Below are 19,451 nucleotides of genomic sequence, written 5' to 3' on the forward strand. Positions count from 1 at the left end.
ATATTATAGACCTATAATATCCATAATAAATTATACTTCAAGGATTTGCAATGCCTACTTCAGAAAAATTCATTGTATAGCTGTTCATACCCCTTCATAATTTTGATACGAGAGACTAGGATCTTAATTAAAGAACGTTAATGTTTGATAAAGGAGGAGTCATTCGATGTACAAGGCTATAGTCAATGATGATACATACATTTCGATTCTGGAAGACAGGCATGCTAACGAGCTTTATCAATTAATTGACAGCAGTCGTGAATCTATACGGCAGTGGCTGCAGTTTCCTGATCTTACACATAAAGTCGAGGACACAAGAGCCTTTATAAGCAGGTCATTAAGAAGATTCGCGAATAACGATGGGTACTGGGCTGGGATATGGTATAAGGAACAGATTGCAGGGTCCATAGGTTTTCTAGGGATCGATTGGGAAGCGGGTCGAACAGAAATAGGCTACTGGCTAGGCTCCCCATTTGAGGGGAAGGGGTTAATGACTTCTGCATGCAGAACGTTTGTCGCTCATGCGTTCCATGATCTGCGGCTTCGTAAAGTCGAGATCGGCGCAGCGGTAGGCAATATCAGGAGCCGAGCGATTCCGGAACGATTGGGCTTCACGCAGGAAGGGATTATCCGGAATTACGAACGTTTACATGACCAATATTTAGACAGGGTCATTTACGGTCTTACACAACAGGAGTGGTTAGACCAGCAAGCCATGTCCTAATTGACCGCCTGATCTTCGGTAACCTCCAAAACGAATATAAACGAATGTTACCAAACAACTGAAACGTAAAATGGTAAAATCAACCTGTTAGTGAAGAGTTACAGATCATAAAAAGAGAGGTTTGTGAATGACACTGATTGAAGTCCGCCATTTTACGAAAGAAGATTTTCAGATGCTGGGAGATTTGTATGCTGCCGTAACTTCAAGGGGAGAAACGGTGTTCTGGTGGGTTGGAGACGAAGCCAATTGGCCGAATGTGTTCATTGCAGTGGAGGGAGAACGAATGATCGGAAAAGGGCAGGTCAGCGTCATTTCGGAAATCCCGGCTGGCAGCCCGCAGGACCATAAGCACCAAATTTATCTCAACTTGAAGACGCGTCCGGAAAGGGAGAATGATTATCATCTCTATGATCTGCTATACGAACCTTTGCTGAACAGGGCATACGAGTTGAAAGCAGCCCTGCCCCCGGCTCACCAGACGTTGATTGGGATCGGTAACCAGTCCACTGAAGTGAACAACACCCAATATTTTATATCGAAAGGATTCAGCTACAGTAAAAGTCTGTATACCATGCAGCGACATCTGGTTGGAGAAATGGATCAATTTGCTCTTTCCGCACCATATCGCTGTATCCAGTGGGACATGCCGTCGGAAGCCGGCATCCATGAATACTTGGCAGCAGACATGGAAATTTGGCCGGGGGCTCCAATTGGGATGGAGCGGCTCATGGAAAACCGGATGAATCAAGCTTGGACTTCTTTTGTCGTCCGGGAGAATGATACGCTGGTCGGCAGCGTGATGGCATGGGTGGATGCAGAGGGGGATGGCGTCATCGAGGATGTTTTTGTCAGAGAACCTTGGCGACAACAGGGCATTGCCAAGCATTTGCTGCACCAAGCGCTGACCTATCTCAAAAATATCGGATGTGAGTGTGCCGTACTGCAGGTTGAAACGGCCAATTCATCGGCTTTATCCTTGTATCATGCCGTGGGGTTCAAAGAGGTATCGGAGGAAGTACGGTATGAGCGGGACTTGTAACCATTAAAAAAACTATCAGGCAGTCGGATCGTTTTGTCGACCGGCTGCCTGATTCGTCATTAGGATGCTTGATTTTTATTTATTCATCGTATCATGCAAGCCGGGCTGTGGGGCGAACCACCAGCTCGTTCACATCGACGTCCGCCGGCTGCTCGATCGCATAGGCGATGGCTCGGGCAATAGCGGAAGCAGGAAGAGCGTTACGCCGGTACGTTTTCATAAATTCCCTTGCCCCGTCATCCGTAATGCTCTCAGCGAGCTCGGATTCCGTTACGCCGGGAGAAACGAGCGTTACCCGGATGTTTGCATCAATTTCCTGCCGCAAACCTTCCGTGATGGCGCGAACAGCGTATTTGGTTGCACAGTATACCGCCGCCGTTGGCGTGACCGAATAAGCCCCGATGGAAGCCACGTTAATCATATGGCCGAATTGCTGCTCCTTCATTACGGGGAGACCGGCGGCAATACCGTGCAGAACCCCACGGATATTGACATCGATCATTCGGTTCCATTCGTCGATTTTCAAAGCTTCCAACGGTGATAGCGGCATCACGCCGGCATTGTTCACGATGACATCGACCCGTCCGAACCGGCTTTGCGCCAAGCGGATGATGGACTGCATTTGCTCGATACTCGTCACATCAAGCTGTTGATATAAGGCAGAGCCTCCTTCTGCCTCAATGAGGGAAGCCAGTGCTTCCAGTTTTTCTACGCGTCTGGCCCCCATGACGACATGGGCGCCCCGGCTGGCGAGAAGCTTTGCAGTAGCTTCGCCGATCCCGCTGCTTGCACCTGTAATCACAACGACTTTTCCATTGATTTCGGACATTGAACATTTCTCCTTTGGATTTGATTTATGCTAAGTTGCTCGATTCGAACTCTTGTGATGAAAAAGGGGCATCTCCCCGCTAATTTTCACGATAGAGAATCATGCCGGCGTGGTAGAGCACCGAATCGCGGAAGTCGCCGTCCGCTGTAAACCCTGTATCATCCACATATTCGATATGGTCGCCTACAATGGTGTACCTGCCTTGATAAGCGCTCTTCCGATTACCGCGCGCTTCGTCATACCGCCCGTTCGGCAGCAGCTCATGCCGGATGTAACCGTCTTTAGTCACCCACATGCCGACATACGGATGGGATTGTTCGTTTTGCGTAGTCATTGAATATTCTCCTTTCCTTTGCGAAAGCCGGATTGAATCCTGCCTTGTCATCGTTTTCTACAGTTAAGAAATTCGGACCACGTTTCGCATTTCTTACATGTTCATTATCGTTCCTTCCGGAAGAGAGACGGTAGCCGGATCATACAAGATGATTGCCTAATCCTCCAGAAGCGGATAAAGTTAAGCTAATCATATAGATCAAAGGGGGAAGAAGAGGATGGATGAATGGTTCGAGAAACAAAGAAAAGAACTGCTCCGGATCATCGAGAAGTTCACACCGGAAGACGGTACGCATGAGACGGAAGTTCCCGGTTTGCGCTTCATTCGCTCTTCCCGGTTATCTGAACCGGTATATTCTGTCTATGAGCCATCCCTTTGCGTCGTAGCGCAGGGTTCCAAGGTGGTTATGCTGGGACAAGAGGTGTATCAGTATGACCCGAGCAGTTACCTAACCGCTTCAGTCCAATTACCGATTACAGGGCAAGTGATGGAGGCATCGAATGAAACACCGTATTTAAGCCTGCAGATCCTTTTTGATATGAACCAAATTCTTGATGTGATTCAAGCATCCGATGATGCTATCCGAACTGGGAATGAGACCAGCCGGGGGTTGAAGGTAAGCCAGCTCAACGATACGCTTCTGGATGCCGTGCTGCGGCTTGTGAAACTGGTTGAAACACCGCGTGATATTCCGGTGCTTGCGCCTTATGCCATGCGGGAAATCATTTACCGGGTGCTTCAGAACGAGCACAGCGCATCTCTGATGCAATTTGCCGTGATCGGAAGCCACGCCCAGCGAATCGCGGGGGTGGTTGAGAAGATTAACCGCGATTTTGCCCTGCCTCTTCGCGTAGAAGAGTTGGCTGCGGAGGCCCGTATGAGCACTTCGTCTTTGTACGATTATTTCAAGGAAGTCACCGGGATGAGCCCGATCCAGTACCAAAAGCAGATCCGGTTGCAAGAGGCGCGCCGGCTGCTTTTCTCCGAATCGATCGATGCGGCGGGAGCTGCGTTTCAGGTCGGATACGAGAGTCCATCGCATTTTAGCAGGGAATATGCGCGGATGTTTGGGATGCCGCCGGTCCGGGACCTACGCCGATTGCGGAGCACGATGGTTGACGAAATGACGATTTCGGCGGAAATCAAATGAAAGGAAATGAATTTATGGATTTAAAGTTGTGCCGTATTCCTTATGAAGATAAGACTCTACTGTACAATCTCATACAGCTATACCGCTACGACAGCAGTGAGTTTGATGGGCATGTGCTGAACAGGTACGGTCAATACTTATACAAATACATTGATCATCAATGGACAGATGAATATCGGAGGCCCTTCATGGTCTCTGTGGACGGGGAAATCGCAGGATTTGTTCTGGTCAGTCTGGATGTACCGCAGGAGTATATGAAATTGAGCAAGGCTGAGAAAACAAATGTAATCAGCGATTTTTTTATCATGAGAAAATACAGGCGGAGAGGGGTAGGTAAAAAAACTGCCTATACCCTATTCGAGGAGTTCAAAGGGATATGGGAGATCAGGCAAACGGTTGGCAACAAGCCGGCGTATACTTTTTGGAAACATGTGATTTCAGAGTATGCACATCACGATCGTTATTGCGAAGAATTTCTTCAAAACGAGCAGTGGCATGGTCCGGTCTTTGTCTTTAATTCTGATACAGACGAGTCCGATGAAATACAGTGACATGAGGTATAAGGTACTCAAAATAACAAGTTGTTGGCTTGCAGATCGTAAGGGTGTAACAATACTTTATCGTCATGTTGACATATCGGGAATTATCGATATAATAAAACTCATGAAACGACTTGAACCCACTGAAGTGTTTAAAGCATTGTCCAATGAAGCGCGTTTGCAAATTTTAGAGTGGTTGAAAGATCCTCAAGCCTATTTTGGCCCCCAGGGAGGGGTGGAACTGATCGAAGTTGGGGTTTGCGTAAGCCAAATTACAGCCAAGCTGAACATGACTCAATCGACCACATCCCAGTATTTGTCCGTGCTGCAGCGGGCAGGTCTGATCCATGCAACCCGAATTGGTAAGTGGACCTATTACAAAAGGGATGAAGAAGCGATTCAGGCCATCGCCTCGTACATCCAGAAAGACCTGTAATGATAGAGACTGGATTCAATTCAATGAATTCAGTTTTTATATACAAAACAAATCGATAATTCGTGATATGTAAATATAAAATTTTTTATCCAATACATCGACATATCTCGAATTATAATTAAAAGACAAGGAGATGTTTCAATGACCAACCCTTCGATTTTGACCAACGATACGCATTCCAGCCAAACGAACCGATCCTCAAGGACCGCCACACTTGTGATTGTTGCTCATCCCGATTTGGAGCATTCCCGGATCAACAGGCGGCTTGCGGAAGAGTTGGTACGGCGGGGCAATGTGACCGTACATCGGCTCTATGAAGCCTATCCGGACGAAAAGATCGATATTGCAAGCGAGCAGGCGCTGCTTCTGGCGCACGACCGAATCGTGCTTCAATTTCCTTTTTTCTGGTACAGCTCGCCTTCCCTGCTGAAGAAATGGATGGATGAAGTGTTCGAGTTTGGATGGGCCCATGGACCAGGCGGGGTCAAGTTGAATGGAAAAGAGCTGATCATCGCCATCTCTTCCGGAGGTTCTCCGAGCATGTACCAAGCCGGCGGCTTTCACAATTACTCTTATGGCGAGCTGCTCCGTCCATTCCAACAGACGGCAAACCTGACCGGGATGATCTATCGGTCGCCGTTTGTTATTGGCCGAATCCGCGAAGTCAGCGATGAGCAGCTGGAGAAGTATGCCGCAGAATACGCGGACTATGTAGAAGGCGAGAAAGCCTTATCAGGCACAACAAGTGCTTAACACGGTAAAAGATTAGTTCTCACGCATAAGTTAAAGCCCCTTCCAGGCGCCAAGCGCTGCTGTGAAGGGGCTTCTTCCGTTTAGCTGGTAGAACTTCCGCTATGAGGCACATTTTCGCGCGAATGCAATCCGTGTTACAAGGAAGCCGGCTATTGTACCGCTTTTTGCTGGCTCGTAATCGTCCCAAGGTGGATAGCCTCGTGCATCAAGGCGAAGTTGAACAACTCGGCAGCGGTCGTGAATTCGAAGGGTCCCAGCACGAACGGGGATTTCAAATCCTGCTGAAGCATATCCGGCGTAATCTCCGAAATCTGGGACAGCTGATTGGCAAGCTGCTGCACCAATTCTTCTTGGGATGGCGGAGCAATCGTCCAGTCGGCCGGCTTTGTACCGCTGTTGAACAACGTTTCGTAGGATGCCGGAATAGTCGACGCTGAACCGAAGCACAGCTGCTGATATCGGTCTAGCCAAAATACGATATGCCCGACGTTCCAGCGGATCGTATTTCTGAAGCCTGCCGGCGTAATATCGAAGAGTGACTCCGGTATTCCCTGAACTTGACCGATCACCAGTTGATGCAGCACCTTGCCTGTATTCACGATAGATTGTGTACTCATTTGTAATTCCTCCTTAGTGGTTTGTGGGATGGTTTATTTCGTTCTTGTTACCAAGTTTACCGGTCCAGACCATAAGCAACAATCACGTAATTCCGATGGTATGAATCGTTTTCACTAATGGATCTTTCATCTTATGGGAAATCCTTCCGTCCTCCGTTATACTGGATATAGAACTTAACATGGCAGCATACGAAACAATGGGAAGGAGACGTCCATGGAACTTCGACAGCTTGAATACTTTGCAGCGATATGTAAAGAAATGCATTTCTCCCGGGCCGCCGAGAATCTCTGCACGACACAGTCGAATTTGAGCCAGCAAATCAAGTTTCTGGAAAAAGAGCTGGGGATGCCTCTGTTTGACCGGATCGGCAAAAAGATTGCCTTAACCGATGCCGGCCGGATCCTGCTCGAACAGAGCCAGCTGATCTTTGAGAGGGTGGATTACATTCAGGGGGCCATCTCGGATCTTAAAAAAGTGGAGGGCGGCAAGCTGGACATCGGCATACTGCCAGGGGATGGGGACCTGCTGTTTGACGCGCTGCTGCTTGATTTTCACCGGGCTTACCCCAAGCTGTCCATTTCGGTCAGCGAAACGACGAACGTATATGAAGAGGTTTTGGCCGGGAACAGAGACTTGGGCGTCACGACGATGCCTGAGCGGCCCGACGATCGTATGGCCATCATCCCACTGTTTCATGAGGAGTTTGCGCTTGCCGTCCGATCGGATCATCCCGCTGCCCGATTAAAGGCCATCCCCTTTGAACAGCTGAAGGAGCTGGATATGGTCACCTTCGGCCCCGATCACCAGATCACGAAGCTGATTCGGGCCTGCTGCCAGGAAAAAGGCATGGAGCTGCATCATCCGATGGTGACCTCGACGCTATCGACGCTTCTCTCCATGGTAGAGCAGGGAATTGGAGCATGCATTCTTCCCCGGCTGCTGCTCGACAACCTTGGCCGGGAACAAATCACCGCAGTCACGCTTCTGCATCCAACGCCGAGCCAGGAGATCTGCATCATTTACCGGACGGATAAATATCTGGGTAAGGCAGGCCGCATATTCATTGAGGCATTACAAGCTTACATAGAGCGTGTAATTGAAAGTGCAAACCGTTCGCTTGGGTAGACGGGTCATAAAATGAAGTGGAGGGAAGTCAATGGAATCCTTTCAGGATCAACCACAATCGGATTTGACAGGGATCAAGCTTGTGTTGATTTACGTTCTGAATGTGATGACCATGAACAAAATTCCTTGGATACGCAAAACGCTGGCGGCTATGAAAATGAAGATGGATCAACAGAAGCGAATTCATATATACCGGTAAACGATTGTCACTATGATTACAAAAGAGGAGAGACGACATATGCGCATCCAACTGGACCGTTTTCCTAACGGTGTGAACAAGGCGGTGACGCTCAGCTTTGACGACGGGCGGGACCATGACCGCAAATTAGTCAGTCTGCTGAACGACTATGGCCTCAAGGGGTCGTTTCATCTGAACAGCGGGAATCTCGGCAAAGCAGGATATATCGACAAAACGGAAGTCGCGACATTGTTTCAGGGGCATGAGGTTTCGGTTCATACGGTGGACCATCCCTTTCTGGAACAGACGCCGCCGGATCAAGTGCTGGAGCAGGTGGTGGCGGACCGCAAGGCATTGGAGGAGCTCGTCAGCTATCCGGTCAAAGGGATGAGCTATCCGTTTGGCACCTACAGCGATCAGGTTGTGAACATATTGCGGTCCATCGGTATCGAATACGCCCGTACAGTGAACAGTCATGGAGGCTTTCATAAGCCGGACGACTGGCTCCGCTGGCATCCGACCTGCCATCATAAGCAAATGGTCGAATACGCTGAGCAATGGATTGATATGCAGCAACGATATTCGAGAATGTCGCTTTTTTACGTCTGGGGCCACAGTTATGAATTCGATAACGACAATAACTGGGATTTGGTAGAGAGGTTTGGTGAGATGATCGGCGGCAAGGACGACATTTGGTACGCAACCAATGCGGAAATATACGCCTACTGCAAGGCCGTGGAAGGACTCCGGTACTCTGCCGATTCACACCTCATTCATAATCCATCGGCCCAAACGGTATGGGTTAGCGTAGATGGGGATCCGATCGAAGTCCGCTCCGGAGAAATCGTATGTTTATAAACAGACTATATGAGTCAGACACGTTTACGAGGAAGCCGCTAGGTCGGCTTTCTTTTTTTTGTCGCCACTCCAGGTTGGCCTGGATTGTCGTTTCGTAACAAATTCCATGTCCGTCGTAACTTATTCATACTGGCAGCATCCCGCACACGATTAAGATAGACTTGGATTCACCATTAAGAGAGATAGTCTAAAGCTTTTTCATCACACACGCAGGGAGTGCAGGCCAGTGAAAAAAGCAGTGGAATTTCGAAACATCAACATGCGCGAGCATGTCTCACGGGCGGATTTGCATTACCGTCATACCGTGGAGCGAAGTGAGGGCGGCCTTCCGCTCGGAAATGGACGGATGGGCAGTCTCATTTGGACTTCCCCCTCGGCGCTCAAGTTTCAAATCAACCGGGCCGATGTATATGCGAACGACAGCAGTACCAACAGCTTCAACCAGCGGCACTCGGATTATGCTTACGGCTGCGGCTTTGTCGATATCGATCTGGTGGATTATGGCGAGGATGTATTTAATGACAAAGGAATTCGTCAGCATCTAAGTCTGTATGACGCGACGGCATCGATATCGGGGATTGGAGTGGCGGCGGAGGCCTTTGCTGCGTCCGGGCAAGATGTGTTCGGCGTCCGGATCCATGATCGCCGGCCGGCGCCTCAGGTGGTTAACATTAAGCTCAAAATGCTGCGCCCTGCAGAGGTCGTGACCAAAAACCACTCGGCCGTATCACGCCTCATAATAAGGGACGGCATGATGGTGCTTCATCAGCAATTCCGCGAAGGAGACTATTTCTGCGCTTCAGCGGTCGTTATTGCGATAACGGGAAGGGACGCGCAGGTAAGGATGAACGACGAGTACGGCGGCCGGAAGCCAGTCGGCGCTTATCGGGAAAGTCTGGTGATCGGGCAGCCGAATGAGACGGAAATGCGCCTGTGTGTTCAACCGGGAAACGGCAGTTTTGACATCTTTATGAGCAGTGCAGCCAGCTTTGATGAACAGGAAGATGTCATCGGGGAAGCGATCCGAACGGTGCGGCATGCCATGCAGTCGGGATATGACGCGCTGCTGGCGGAGCATCGCAAGTGGTGGCATTCCTTTTGGGACAAATCGTATATCCGCCTTCATAGCGAGGACGAACGTGCCGAATTCGTCGAGCAGCATTACACGTATTACGTATACCTGATGGCATCCAATTCGCGTGGTTCACAATTTCCTCCGAATTTCGGCGGCATGCTGCTCAGCCCGCGCGGAGATCTTCGGCACTGGGGGGCCATGCATTGGTGGAACAACATGAATTTGTATTATAACGCCGTACTGCCAACCGGGCATGATGAACTGTTCCATCCGTATTTCAACATGTATTCAGCCATGTACGATTCGTGTGCAGCCGCAGCAAGGCAGCAGTGGGGAAGCCAAGGCATTTATATCCCGGAAGTCGTGTCCTTTGATGGCTTGGAGGAGCTGCCGGAAGACATTGCCGAGGAAATGAGGGACCTCTATTTGCTTCGCAAGCCGTGGGAGCAGATGTCCGACCGGTTTCGCGAATATGCTTACTCCAAGCGGCCGCATGAGAGCCGCTGGAACTGGAAGTATCACGAAAAATATGTGGACGGCAGGTTTACGTACAAGGAACGAGGTTATGGCCCCTTTGGATTCACGACGCACATGTTCGCCACCCAGGTCGGAATTGCTTACCACTACTGGTTGTACTATGAGTTCACCAAGGATGAAGAATGGCTGCGTGAGCGCGCCTATCCGATTATCCGGGGCGTCGCCGAGTTTTTCCGCCACTACCCCAACCTGCGGAAGGATGAGGACGGACTGTATCACATGTATCACACGACCAGCGACGAAAAATATTACGGCGGCAAAGACACGATGGATTCGATGGCGGGCATGCATACGATCTTTCCGATCGTCCTCCGGGCTTCGGACCTACTCGGATTGGATCGCGATATACGGCCGGCGTGGCAGGAGCTGTACGAGCATTTGGCCCCGCTTCCGCGAAGCGACCAAGCAGACGCCGTCCTGAAAACGGGAGAAGGGGAAGCGGCCGTATGGATCGGCGCACTCGGTCCGGTGTTGGATCAGAAGAGCCATATCGACGTGAAGCCAGCCTATTTCGGCAGCTTATGTTCCCTCGAGACCGCCGGGAGTAACCCAGACATGTTTAAGACGACTATGGCGACGATTCGGTACCAGGAGGAGCTTCTCGATCACGACTGGAGCCGTGCTGCCTCTGAAATGTCGGGGATGGCACGCGTCTTGGCCAATATGGGGCTTGCCGAGCCTTTTAAGCAGGTCGTGCTGGCCCAGTTGGAATGTGTCAACGCGGAGCGGGATTACTGTTATTTCAACGATACAGGCCGAATCAAATCGTTTGAAAACCGCTTAACCGTCAGGGAAGGGGTGAACTGCATCAGCATTCAGCGTCTTGGGAACGCTGCAGCTGCGCTGCAATCGGCGCTGTGCCAAAGCCAGCCAGCGGGCCCAGGCCAGGATTCGGTTATCCGTCTGTTCCCTGCATGTCCTGTGGATTGGGACGCTGAATTTTCGCTATGGTGTCCTGGTGGATTTAACGTCAAATCGGCTGTTCGGGGTGGCGATATACAATATATAACGATCACGTCTTCCCTGGGAGGAACATGCCGGATCCGGAATCCATGGGGAGAAGGCGAAGTACGCCTGCAGAAGGTAGGAGGCGAGGTTCACATGCTGGAAGGTTCACTGCTCCAGTTTGAGACGGAGTCAGGTGATGAATTCAAACTGTATCCGAATCGATAAATGAGTTGGAAAAGGCCGTTTCACAGCGATGTGAATCGGCCTTTTTGGATGTGCTGCTGTTACTTTTACGATCGAACGTTCATAGGTTCATGAATTTCATTACGCCGGGCCAAGCATTCCCGTGCTTTGAATCGGGCCTGACAAGCCCTATGCTCCGGTAATTCTCGGCATCGGCATGGACTCTTTGCCGAGCTCCGCCCAGGCATATTTTAGCAGTAGTTCGGTTTTGAGCGGCGCATGCTCCGGGTCGTCCCATAAATTGTTCAGCTCTTCGGGGTCTTCCTGCAGATCGAAGATTTCACCGTAGGTCTGATTGTAGTAGACCGTGATTTTATAGCGCTCATTGACGTAAGTTTTTTGGTGGATGGTGGTCGGTTCATGCCTGAACTCGCAGATAGCGTGATCCCGCGCCTGCACGGCTTCGCCTAGCCATACCTTCTTCTGGTCGATGCCCGTCATCGCATAAGGAACCGGCAGATCGCACAGGGACAAGAAGGTCGGAGCCAGGTCCACCAAAGATTGAATGGCGCTGCTCCGCTTGCCGGCCGGCACTTCACCGGGATACCGGACGATAAACGGCAGCTTGATCAAGTCCTCGTAATGAAACCCGCCCTTGGCCTGCAGACCGTGCTGTCCGAAGAAATGCCCGTGATCCGTCGTAAAGACGACGATCGTGTTATCGGCCATTCCCAGTTCCTCCAGCTTATCGAGAATATGCCCGATGTACTTATCCATCATGCTGATCATGCCGTAATAGACGGCGACCAGCTTTTTCTTATCATACTCCGTCAATCGCTTCCTGCTGCCGTACTCGTAATAATGATGCGAACGGTAACCGTGAATGCCATGTCCCGTTTCCTGCAGGTTTGTGAAGTCGGGTTGCTCTTCCTGCGTTTTGGCAAAATGCGGCGGATTGCGGTCATGCTCGCCCGGAACCATCTCCGGGATGGTGAGCTGCTCGGGATCGTACATCGTATCCCATGGCTCGGGAACGAGGTATTCCGGGTGCGGGTCGAAGAAGCTGGACCACAGGAAAAAGCTTTCGTCGTTTTCATGATATTGTTCCAGCAAAGCATTGGTCCGTTCGGCGATCCAGGTATTGTAATGGTACTCTTCGGGAATCGGCCATTTATACGTTTGATCCCGGTCCATGGTACCTGTAGGCGGCAGGAAATAGTCTCTCCAGTTATGGCAGCCTTTCTCTTCCATCCACAGCGCATAATGCTGCCCGACATGGGCTTCATTGGTGTGATTCCGCGCCAGCTCCACGTGCTCAAAACCGTAGAACCCATCTTTGTAATTTTTCCAAAACTCCAAATCCTGAAGAATGGGATAGGCTTCATGCGACGGAAATTCCTCGGTCGAAGTGAGCGGCTGAAAATGTGCTTTGCCGATCAGCCCGGTCCGGTAACCGGCTTGCTTGAAATCTTCGCCTACCGTATGGCGATCCTCCAGCAATTTGGTGCCGAGCGTCCACGCGCCATGCTGGCTCGGGTACATGCCGGTAATGATCGAGGCACGGCTCGGCGTACAGGTCGGATTGGGGCAATACGCCCGATCGAACGTCGTCCCTTCCCGGACAAGCCGGTCCAGATTCGGGGTATGTATTTCAGGATTAAAGGCGCCAATCGTATTCCAGTGCTGCTGATCGCTCGTAATTAACAAAATATTAGGTTTCTTCATCCGTCAACCTCCTCGAACTGATTATATGTAAAGGGGTGCCCAAAGAGAATGGCGTATTGTATGATAGATTTATCATTTTGTCAGTTCATGTAAGGATGATGGGGAGGATGAGAACGCATGCTGCAGGAGTATGATCACGAATTCGCGGAATTTTTATATTACACGCCGACCAGGATCGACAAAGATACCCCGTTCTGGCTGGTCAGGGCGGGTCAGAGTACAGCAAAGCCGGGATACCGGATCGGTCCGCGCAGAATTGAATGCTACAGTATTCATTTTGTCAGGGCGGGCAGTCTGATGGTTGAATATGAGGGTCACACGTACAGGCTCCAGACAGGGGATGCCTTTTGCATGTATCCGAACCGTACCTATATGTATTACAAGCCGGACGACGATCATTCCCTGCAGTTAACATGGCTGGCCTTGGATGGACCCGGCATGGAACCGATGCTGAATCTGGCAGGTTTTCATCCGGATGTACCCTGCTCCAGAGGGCTGTGGAGTCCAGAGGTAGCGAACTTGATCCGGCGTCTGTTTGCGGAGTGGAAGGATGGTAAGACAGATCAGGTCGCCGCCGCCCTGAACCTGAAAGGACTGCTGTACCAGGCGTTATCTCAGATGATCGCAAGCTCTAAAGCACAGGACGAGCCCCAGCGTCCAGGTGCAACAACGATAAAGAAAAGCAAAGCATCCCAGTGGACCGAGTACATCGAATGGCATGCCGCCGAGGGGATCACCGTACAGCAAGTAGCCGAATATGCCGGCCTGAACCGTACCTATTTTTCGACACAGTTTACGAGGTTTGTAGGCATGACGCCGGCCGAGTATATTGCCAAGGTCAAGATGGACAAGGCCAAGCAAATGCTGTCCGGGACGTCGGCTGCCGTTACGGAGATCGCTTACTCCCTTGGGTATCCGACCCTGTTCGCATTTACCCGTGCTTTTAAAAACTACTGTTCGATGTCACCGTCAGCGTACCGGAAGCAGCACTGAATCTAAGAACGGATGATGCGTTAAAGGACGCCATTGTGTTGGCGTCCTTTTGATTTTGCTTACCTTGAAAGATGTGCGTCCGACTAATGAACCACCTCGATAAATCTCGTCGCCGCCGCCGAAATCGGCATGTTTCGCATTACCATAAGGCCCACCTTGGAAGGGGGGATCTCCACATCCAGCTCAATTTCAAAGAGAGAGCCTTCCTTCAGCTCCTTGGCTACGAATTCGCGCGTGACATACGAAATGCCCAGCCCACGCTTGGCGAATTCGATCAGCAAATCGACGCTTCCCACCTCGATGTCGGGTTTCAGCTCGTGTCCGTATTTTTCAAACAGCTCTGTAATGGCCATACGCACCCGGCTGTTCCGTGAGAACAGAATCACGGGATATTCCATCAGCTGTTCCATGGACAGCGCCTGCCCCTTCAGCTCCGCATACCGTTCGCCCGCCACAAAGCAGTCCTGCAGCTCAATGCTTTCCGTTACCTCCAGCTGCGAGTCGAAGATCGGCATCCTTACAACGCCAAGGTCAATCCGCCCCTCCTTTAGATAGGAGATCACTTCGGGTGTCGTTCCGTGATTCAGGTGCAGCTTGATACCCGGATATTTGACGTGAAAGTCCTCGAGAAAAGGAAGCAGGTAGTGCTTGAACAACGAATCGCTTCCGCCGATCCGCAGCTCGCCGCTGTCCAAATTTTTGAGCGCCACCATTTTTTCTTCAGCGAGCGTAATGAGAATTTGCGATTGCTCTATATAGGAAAATAAAATTTTGCCTTCCTGCGTCAAGCTTACGCCTTTGGAGGTGCGGTAAAACAGGGTAACGCCGATCCGCTCCTCCAGCTGCTTGATGGCATGGCTGACGCTGGGCTGGGTCAGGTACAGCGCCTTGGCGGCCTGCGTTAAACTTCCCGTCTTTGCGGCCCAATAAAACACTTTATACAACTCGTAATTGTTAGTCATAGATATGGTCTATATCTCCTCAGAAATATATTGATTACATGTATGGCACATATTTGTATTATAGTGAATCCAAGACACAGAAACCAGAGCTTTTTCGACAGAATGAGAAGTGGAAGTCGCGGAGCTTTGAAAGGAAGGAGCAATTGAGATGAATCCTACAACTTTTGTATTGTTTGGAGCGACTGGCGATTTGGCCAAGCGCAAAATATACCCTGCTCTGTATCATTTATATATTCATGGAAAGCTTCCGGAAGCTTTCTCTGTAATCGGCCTCGGCCGTAAAGAAATGACGGATGAGACGTTTAAGGCTCACGTCAAGCAGTCGCTGTACGATTTTTACCGGCTGAATGTGAAAGAGGATGACTCCCTGCAGTCCTTCCTGGGACTCTTTGGCTTCAACATCCTGCACATCGATGACACGGATCACTTCGTCCGGTTAAAAGATCGGGTGGAAGCCTGGGAGCAAGGAATCGGCGGAACATCGAACCGCTTGTTCTACTTGTCCGTTGCGCCGAACTTCTTCGGCACTATCGCCTCCCAAATCGAAAACAGCGGCCTTGGCAGCGTAACGGGCTGGAAGCGCCTCGTGATCGAGAAGCCGTTCGGCCATGACGTCGCTTCGGCCCGCGAGCTAAACGACCAGCTGAGCCAAGCTTTTGCGGAAGAAGAAATTTACCGGATCGACCATTACCTCGGCAAATCTATGGTGCAGCGGCTTGAAGCATTGAAGCAGGCGAATCCTGTGATTCAGGCGCTGTGGACGAACCGCTTTATCGCCAACGTCCAAATTACGGCTGACGAGACCGTAGGCGTAGAGGAGCGCGCTGGATACTACGACAAAGCCGGCGCCCTGCGGGATATGTTCCAGAACCACATGATGCAGCTGCTCATGATGCTGACCATTCACGCGCCGCACAACATGGCTTCGGCGGAGAACGTCCAGCTCAAGAAGAAGCAGGTGCTTGAAGCACTGGATCCGCTGCAAAAGCAGGATGTGCTTACCAACATCGTGCGCGGACAATATACTGCCGGATCCATTCAAGGCAAACCGGTTCCCGCATACACAGCTGAGCCCGGCATTTCCGAAGGTTCGATGAACGATACGTTTATCGCGGCCAAGCTGCATATCGATAATTACTACTGGCGCGGCGTTCCGTTCTACATTCGGACAGGTAAACGTCTGGCCTCGAAGAGCACACGCATCGTGATCGAATTCAAGGAACCGCTCACCACGGCGACTCAAGCAGAGCAGGCAACCGTACCGAACCTGCTGGTCATCGAGATCGGGCCGAAAGAAGGCATCACGCTTCAGCTGAATGCGAAGGACCCGGATCATCCGACCGGCTTTAAACCGGTATACATCGATATGTATCCGGACCGCAAAGAAGCCCAGGAAGCGTACGAAACGCTGATTCACGATGCACTGAACGGAGATTCGACGTTCTTCGTCCATTGGGATGAGGTCGACCTGTCCTGGCAGTGGGTGCAGCCGATCCTGGAAGCCTTCGCCGCTAATGAGGTGCCGCTGCATCCTTATGCTGCCGGTTCGCACGGTCCGGAAGCGGCCCATGAGCTGCTTGCCGCAGACGGATTCCACTGGTGGTTCGACGAGGAAGACGAAGCCGGAAAGGCTGCTTCCGAGCCGCTTGTCGAGCAAGTTACCGCCAGCTGATTTTGGGTTCTATGCTCGGTTTACCGAGCCAATCATATATTGAACATTCACAGGAGGTTGTAAGATGAAATTTTTTATTGATACCGCCAATCTGCAGGATATTCAATCCGCCTACAAAATCGGGGTTCTGTCCGGAGTCACCACGAACCCGTCCCTGGTTGCCAAGGAAGGCGTGAAATTCGAAGACCGGATCGCCGAGATTTGCCAGGCTGTGCCGGAAGTGGAGTCCGTGTCGGCGGAAGTGACGCCGGATGCGGAAACCGCTGAGGAAATGATTGCCCAGGCGAACGAGCTGATCAAGATCAACAACAACGATGAGAAAATCACGATCAAGCTGCCGATGACTCTCGCGGGTCTTGAAGCCTGCCGTTATTTGTCCCAAAAAGGGGTCAAAACGAACGTGACCCTGATCTTTACCGTGAACCAGGCGCTGCTGGCCGCCCGTGCCGGAGCAACCTACGTATCGCCGTTCCTGGGTCGTCTGGACGATATTTCTGAAGACGGCGTCCTGCTGGTGGACAAAATTGCGCAGCTGTTCCGCACGCATAACCTGGATACGCAAATTATCGCAGCCTCGGTACGCCACCCGGACCACGTCACCCGCGTCGCCATGGCCGGCGCGCACATTGCGACCGTTCCGTTCGGCGTGATTGCACAAATCGCCAAGCACCCGTTGACGGACCAAGGTTTGGTTAAATTTGCGGCCGATTGGAAAAGCAGCGTCAAGTAAAAAGAGAGAGATCTGGAGGAGAGAGAAACGATGAGCAAACAGCAAATCGGTGTGGCCGGTCTTGCCGTCATGGGCAAAAACCTGGCTTTGAATATGGAAAGCAAAGGCTTCGCAGTCGCTTTATATAACCGTTCGCCGGAAAAAACGAAAGAACTGCTCGCCGAAGCCGAAGGAAAAAACTTTGTCGGTACATTCAGCATCGAGGAGTTTGTGCAGTCGCTGGAAACCCCGCGCAAAATCATGATGATGGTTAAAGCCGGCGGACCGACGGACGCGCTGATCGAGCAGCTCGTTCCACATCTGGAAGAAGGAGACATCCTGATTGACGGCGGGAACGCCTTCTTCCCGGACACCGAGCGCAGATACCGGGAGCTTCAGGCGAAGGGCATCCGCTTTATCGGAGCAGGGGTATCCGGCGGCGAAGAAGGAGCCCTGAAAGGACCGGCGATTATGCCTGGCGGCCAGAAGGACGCCTACGAGCTCGTTGAACCGATTCTTACGGCGATTTCGGCCAAAGTCAACGGAGATCCTTGCTCGACGTACATCGGCGAAGGCGGATCCGGCCATTACGTGAAAATGGTCCATAACGGCATCGAGTATGGCGACATGCAGCTGATCGGCGAAGCTTATCACCTGCTGAAGGATGTGCTGGGACTCGGCACGGAAGAGCTGCACGACATTTTCACCGAGTGGAACCGCGGCGAGCTGGACAGCTACCTGATCGAAATTACCGCTGATATTTTCTCCAAGAAAGATCCGGACACCGGCAAACCGATGGTTGACGTCATTCTGGATGCGGCGGGACAGAAGGGAACAGGCAAATGGACGAGCCAAAGCTCGCTGGATCTTGGCGTACCGCTGTCCATCGTGACCGAATCGGTATTTGCCCGCTTCTTGTCCGCAATGAAGGAAGAACGCGTGGAGGCAAGCAAAATCCTGAAAGGGCCGCACACTGCTCCGTATGAAGGGGATGAGCGGGAGTTTGTGGAAGCCGTACGCAAGGCGCTGTACGCCAGCAAAATCAGTTCGTACGCCCAAGGCTTCGCTCAGCTCCGTGCTGCCTCCGAAGAGTTTAACTGGAATCTGAACTTCGGCAGCATCGCGATGATTTTCCGAGGCGGCTGCATCATCCGCGCCCGCTTCCTGGAAAACATCAAGCAGGCCTACGATAAAAATCCGGAGCTGAAAAACCTGCTTCTGGACGATTACTTCGGCTGGGTCGTTACCAACTACCAGGATGCTTGGAGAAACGTTGTGTCCCTCGCCATGCAGCGCGGCATTCCGGTTCCGGCCTTCGCTTCCGCACTGGCTTACTACGACAGCTACCGTACGGACCGTCTGCCGGCCAACCTGCTGCAAGCGCAGCGCGACTACTTTGGCGCGCATACGTTCCAGCGTGTCGACAAAGAAGGCACCTTCCATTTCCAATGGATCGAGTCCGAAGAATAATCGGCTGTAATTCATAAGAAAGCGTCCCGATGCGAGAGCATCGGAACGCTTTTTTTGTTCTATGAAGCGGAATTTAATCATCGAGCGAGCCTGTATCATACACGACTTGCCCTTGAGCGTTATATCCGGTGAATCGCATTGGCGGGTTTTGCGGTTCATCCACGAGCACATACCAGTATACGGTGCCGTTGGATGAATGGATCAGCTGGGCTTCGGTTTTTACTTTTCGTGTCTCCACGGCGACGCTCCGAATGTCTTTGTTATTCACAGTCCCGACAAACATGGGGCTAAGCTGATTCAGGTTGCAGTAACTCCAGTCGATATCCTGGTCAGGATGGATATCCGTGTACGTGCCGACAATCCAAGTCCAACTTTGACGGTTGTGCTTCAAAAGGCCGACGTTATATTGATTGTCATTACTATAGAACAGCACCGTATGCTTATTGTCTGTATCAAAGGTTTTTAAAATGTCGTCATAAGGCTTGTTGGATTTGTTCATCGCTTCTTCGATCGTGGATGGGGAATTTGAACAGCCCGTAATCAGTAAGAAACATAACAGTATGATGCATCTGATTTTCATTCGTCACGTCCTTA

20 protein-coding genes are annotated in these 19,451 nt (G+C 51.2%); 14 read left to right on the forward strand and 6 right to left on the reverse strand.

Annotated features, from left to right (window positions below):
• Positions 1–166 precede the first annotated feature (166 nt).
• Both MKY74_RS19525 and MKY74_RS19530 read left to right on the forward strand, forming a co-directional pair.
• Positions 167–724 carry a GNAT family N-acetyltransferase gene (locus tag MKY74_RS19525; RefSeq protein ID WP_076166115.1) on the forward strand — a complete coding sequence of 186 codons (558 nt, stop codon included), beginning with the start codon at positions 167–169 and terminating at the stop codon, positions 722–724.
• Between the two features lie 127 nt (positions 725–851).
• Positions 852–1,763, forward strand: coding sequence for a GNAT family N-acetyltransferase (locus tag MKY74_RS19530; RefSeq protein WP_076166111.1), 912 nt, complete (start codon positions 852–854; stop codon positions 1,761–1,763).
• Between the two features lie 91 nt (positions 1,764–1,854).
• On the opposite strand, the gene MKY74_RS19535 is transcribed toward MKY74_RS19530, so the two are convergent.
• Positions 1,855–2,592, reverse strand: coding sequence for an SDR family oxidoreductase (locus tag MKY74_RS19535; protein WP_076166108.1), 738 nt, complete (start codon positions 2,590–2,592; stop codon positions 1,855–1,857).
• Between the two features lie 79 nt (positions 2,593–2,671).
• Positions 2,672–2,926, reverse strand: a complete 255-nt coding sequence (locus tag MKY74_RS19540; protein ID WP_076166104.1) for an Atu4866 domain-containing protein — start codon at positions 2,924–2,926, stop codon at positions 2,672–2,674.
• A 217-nt stretch (positions 2,927–3,143) separates the two neighbouring features.
• Between MKY74_RS19540 and MKY74_RS19545 the strand changes: the two genes are divergently transcribed.
• From MKY74_RS19545 to MKY74_RS19560, 4 genes are all read left to right on the forward strand, one after another.
• Positions 3,144–4,076, forward strand: a complete 933-nt coding sequence (locus tag MKY74_RS19545) for an AraC family transcriptional regulator (RefSeq protein WP_076166100.1) — start codon at positions 3,144–3,146, stop codon at positions 4,074–4,076.
• Positions 4,073–4,627 (forward strand): GNAT family N-acetyltransferase, encoded by a 555-nt coding sequence (locus MKY74_RS19550; RefSeq protein ID WP_244169155.1) that lies wholly within the window; start codon positions 4,073–4,075, stop codon positions 4,625–4,627. Before MKY74_RS19545 ends, MKY74_RS19550 begins: the two co-directional genes overlap by 4 nt.
• Before the next feature lie 112 nt (positions 4,628–4,739).
• On the forward strand, positions 4,740–5,051 hold the full coding sequence (locus MKY74_RS19555; protein WP_076169325.1) for an ArsR/SmtB family transcription factor: 312 nt from the start codon (positions 4,740–4,742) through the stop codon (positions 5,049–5,051).
• Positions 5,052–5,192: 141 nt separating this feature from the next.
• Positions 5,193–5,804, forward strand: coding sequence for an NAD(P)H-dependent oxidoreductase (locus tag MKY74_RS19560; RefSeq protein ID WP_084203694.1), 612 nt, complete (start codon positions 5,193–5,195; stop codon positions 5,802–5,804).
• 149 nt (positions 5,805–5,953) lie between these two features.
• Here the strand turns inward: MKY74_RS19560 and MKY74_RS19565 are convergent, their stop codons facing one another.
• The gene (locus MKY74_RS19565; protein ID WP_076166093.1) at positions 5,954–6,421 is read right to left on the reverse strand and encodes a DinB family protein; all 468 of its coding nucleotides are present in this window, start codon (positions 6,419–6,421) and stop codon (positions 5,954–5,956) included.
• A 214-nt stretch (positions 6,422–6,635) separates the two neighbouring features.
• Here MKY74_RS19565 and MKY74_RS19570 point away from each other — a divergent pair, with 214 nt between their 5' ends.
• From MKY74_RS19570 to MKY74_RS19585, 4 genes are all read left to right on the forward strand, one after another.
• The gene (locus MKY74_RS19570; RefSeq protein ID WP_076166088.1) at positions 6,636–7,547 is read left to right on the forward strand and encodes a LysR family transcriptional regulator; all 912 of its coding nucleotides are present in this window, start codon (positions 6,636–6,638) and stop codon (positions 7,545–7,547) included.
• Positions 7,548–7,578: 31 nt separating this feature from the next.
• Complete coding sequence (locus MKY74_RS19575; protein ID WP_167372825.1) at positions 7,579–7,746, forward strand: hypothetical protein; 168 nt, start codon at positions 7,579–7,581, stop codon at positions 7,744–7,746.
• A 39-nt stretch (positions 7,747–7,785) separates the two neighbouring features.
• Positions 7,786–8,583 (forward strand): polysaccharide deacetylase family protein, encoded by a 798-nt coding sequence (locus MKY74_RS19580; RefSeq protein ID WP_076166086.1) that lies wholly within the window; start codon positions 7,786–7,788, stop codon positions 8,581–8,583.
• A 226-nt stretch (positions 8,584–8,809) separates the two neighbouring features.
• Positions 8,810–11,368, forward strand: coding sequence for a glycosyl hydrolase family 95 catalytic domain-containing protein (locus MKY74_RS19585; protein ID WP_076166082.1), 2,559 nt, complete (start codon positions 8,810–8,812; stop codon positions 11,366–11,368).
• A gap of 147 nt (positions 11,369–11,515) precedes the next feature.
• Here MKY74_RS19585 and MKY74_RS19590 read toward each other — a convergent pair whose 3' ends face one another.
• Entirely contained in the window at positions 11,516–13,051 is a 1,536-nt protein-coding gene (locus tag MKY74_RS19590) for a sulfatase family protein (protein WP_076166078.1), read from the reverse strand.
• Positions 13,052–13,168: 117 nt separating this feature from the next.
• Between MKY74_RS19590 and MKY74_RS19595 the strand changes: the two genes are divergently transcribed.
• Positions 13,169–14,044, forward strand: coding sequence for an AraC family transcriptional regulator (locus tag MKY74_RS19595; protein WP_084203693.1), 876 nt, complete (start codon positions 13,169–13,171; stop codon positions 14,042–14,044).
• Between the two features lie 83 nt (positions 14,045–14,127).
• Here MKY74_RS19595 and MKY74_RS19600 read toward each other — a convergent pair whose 3' ends face one another.
• Positions 14,128–15,006 (reverse strand): LysR family transcriptional regulator, encoded by an 879-nt coding sequence (locus MKY74_RS19600; RefSeq protein WP_076166074.1) that lies wholly within the window; start codon positions 15,004–15,006, stop codon positions 14,128–14,130.
• Positions 15,007–15,154: 148 nt separating this feature from the next.
• Between MKY74_RS19600 and zwf the strand changes: the two genes are divergently transcribed.
• The 3 genes from zwf to gndA all read left to right on the forward strand — a co-directional run bounded on the left by zwf (position 15,155) and on the right by gndA (position 18,857).
• Positions 15,155–16,678 carry a glucose-6-phosphate dehydrogenase gene (gene zwf, locus MKY74_RS19605; protein WP_076166070.1) on the forward strand — a complete coding sequence of 508 codons (1,524 nt, stop codon included), beginning with the start codon at positions 15,155–15,157 and terminating at the stop codon, positions 16,676–16,678.
• 64 nt (positions 16,679–16,742) lie between these two features.
• Complete coding sequence (gene fsa / locus MKY74_RS19610) at positions 16,743–17,408, forward strand: fructose-6-phosphate aldolase (RefSeq protein ID WP_076166067.1); 666 nt, start codon at positions 16,743–16,745, stop codon at positions 17,406–17,408.
• A gap of 30 nt (positions 17,409–17,438) precedes the next feature.
• Positions 17,439–18,857, forward strand: coding sequence for an NADP-dependent phosphogluconate dehydrogenase (gene gndA, locus MKY74_RS19615; RefSeq protein ID WP_076166064.1), 1,419 nt, complete (start codon positions 17,439–17,441; stop codon positions 18,855–18,857).
• Between the two features lie 73 nt (positions 18,858–18,930).
• On the opposite strand, the gene MKY74_RS19620 is transcribed toward gndA, so the two are convergent.
• Positions 18,931–19,356, reverse strand: a complete 426-nt coding sequence (locus MKY74_RS19620; protein ID WP_144025336.1) for a hypothetical protein — start codon at positions 19,354–19,356, stop codon at positions 18,931–18,933.
• Between the last annotated feature and the right edge of the window lie 95 nt (positions 19,357–19,451).

Source organism: Paenibacillus sp. FSL R5-0378 (genome assembly GCF_038009285.1).
GTDB classification, from domain to species: Bacteria; Bacillota; Bacilli; order Paenibacillales; family Paenibacillaceae; genus Paenibacillus_AQ; species Paenibacillus_AQ favisporus.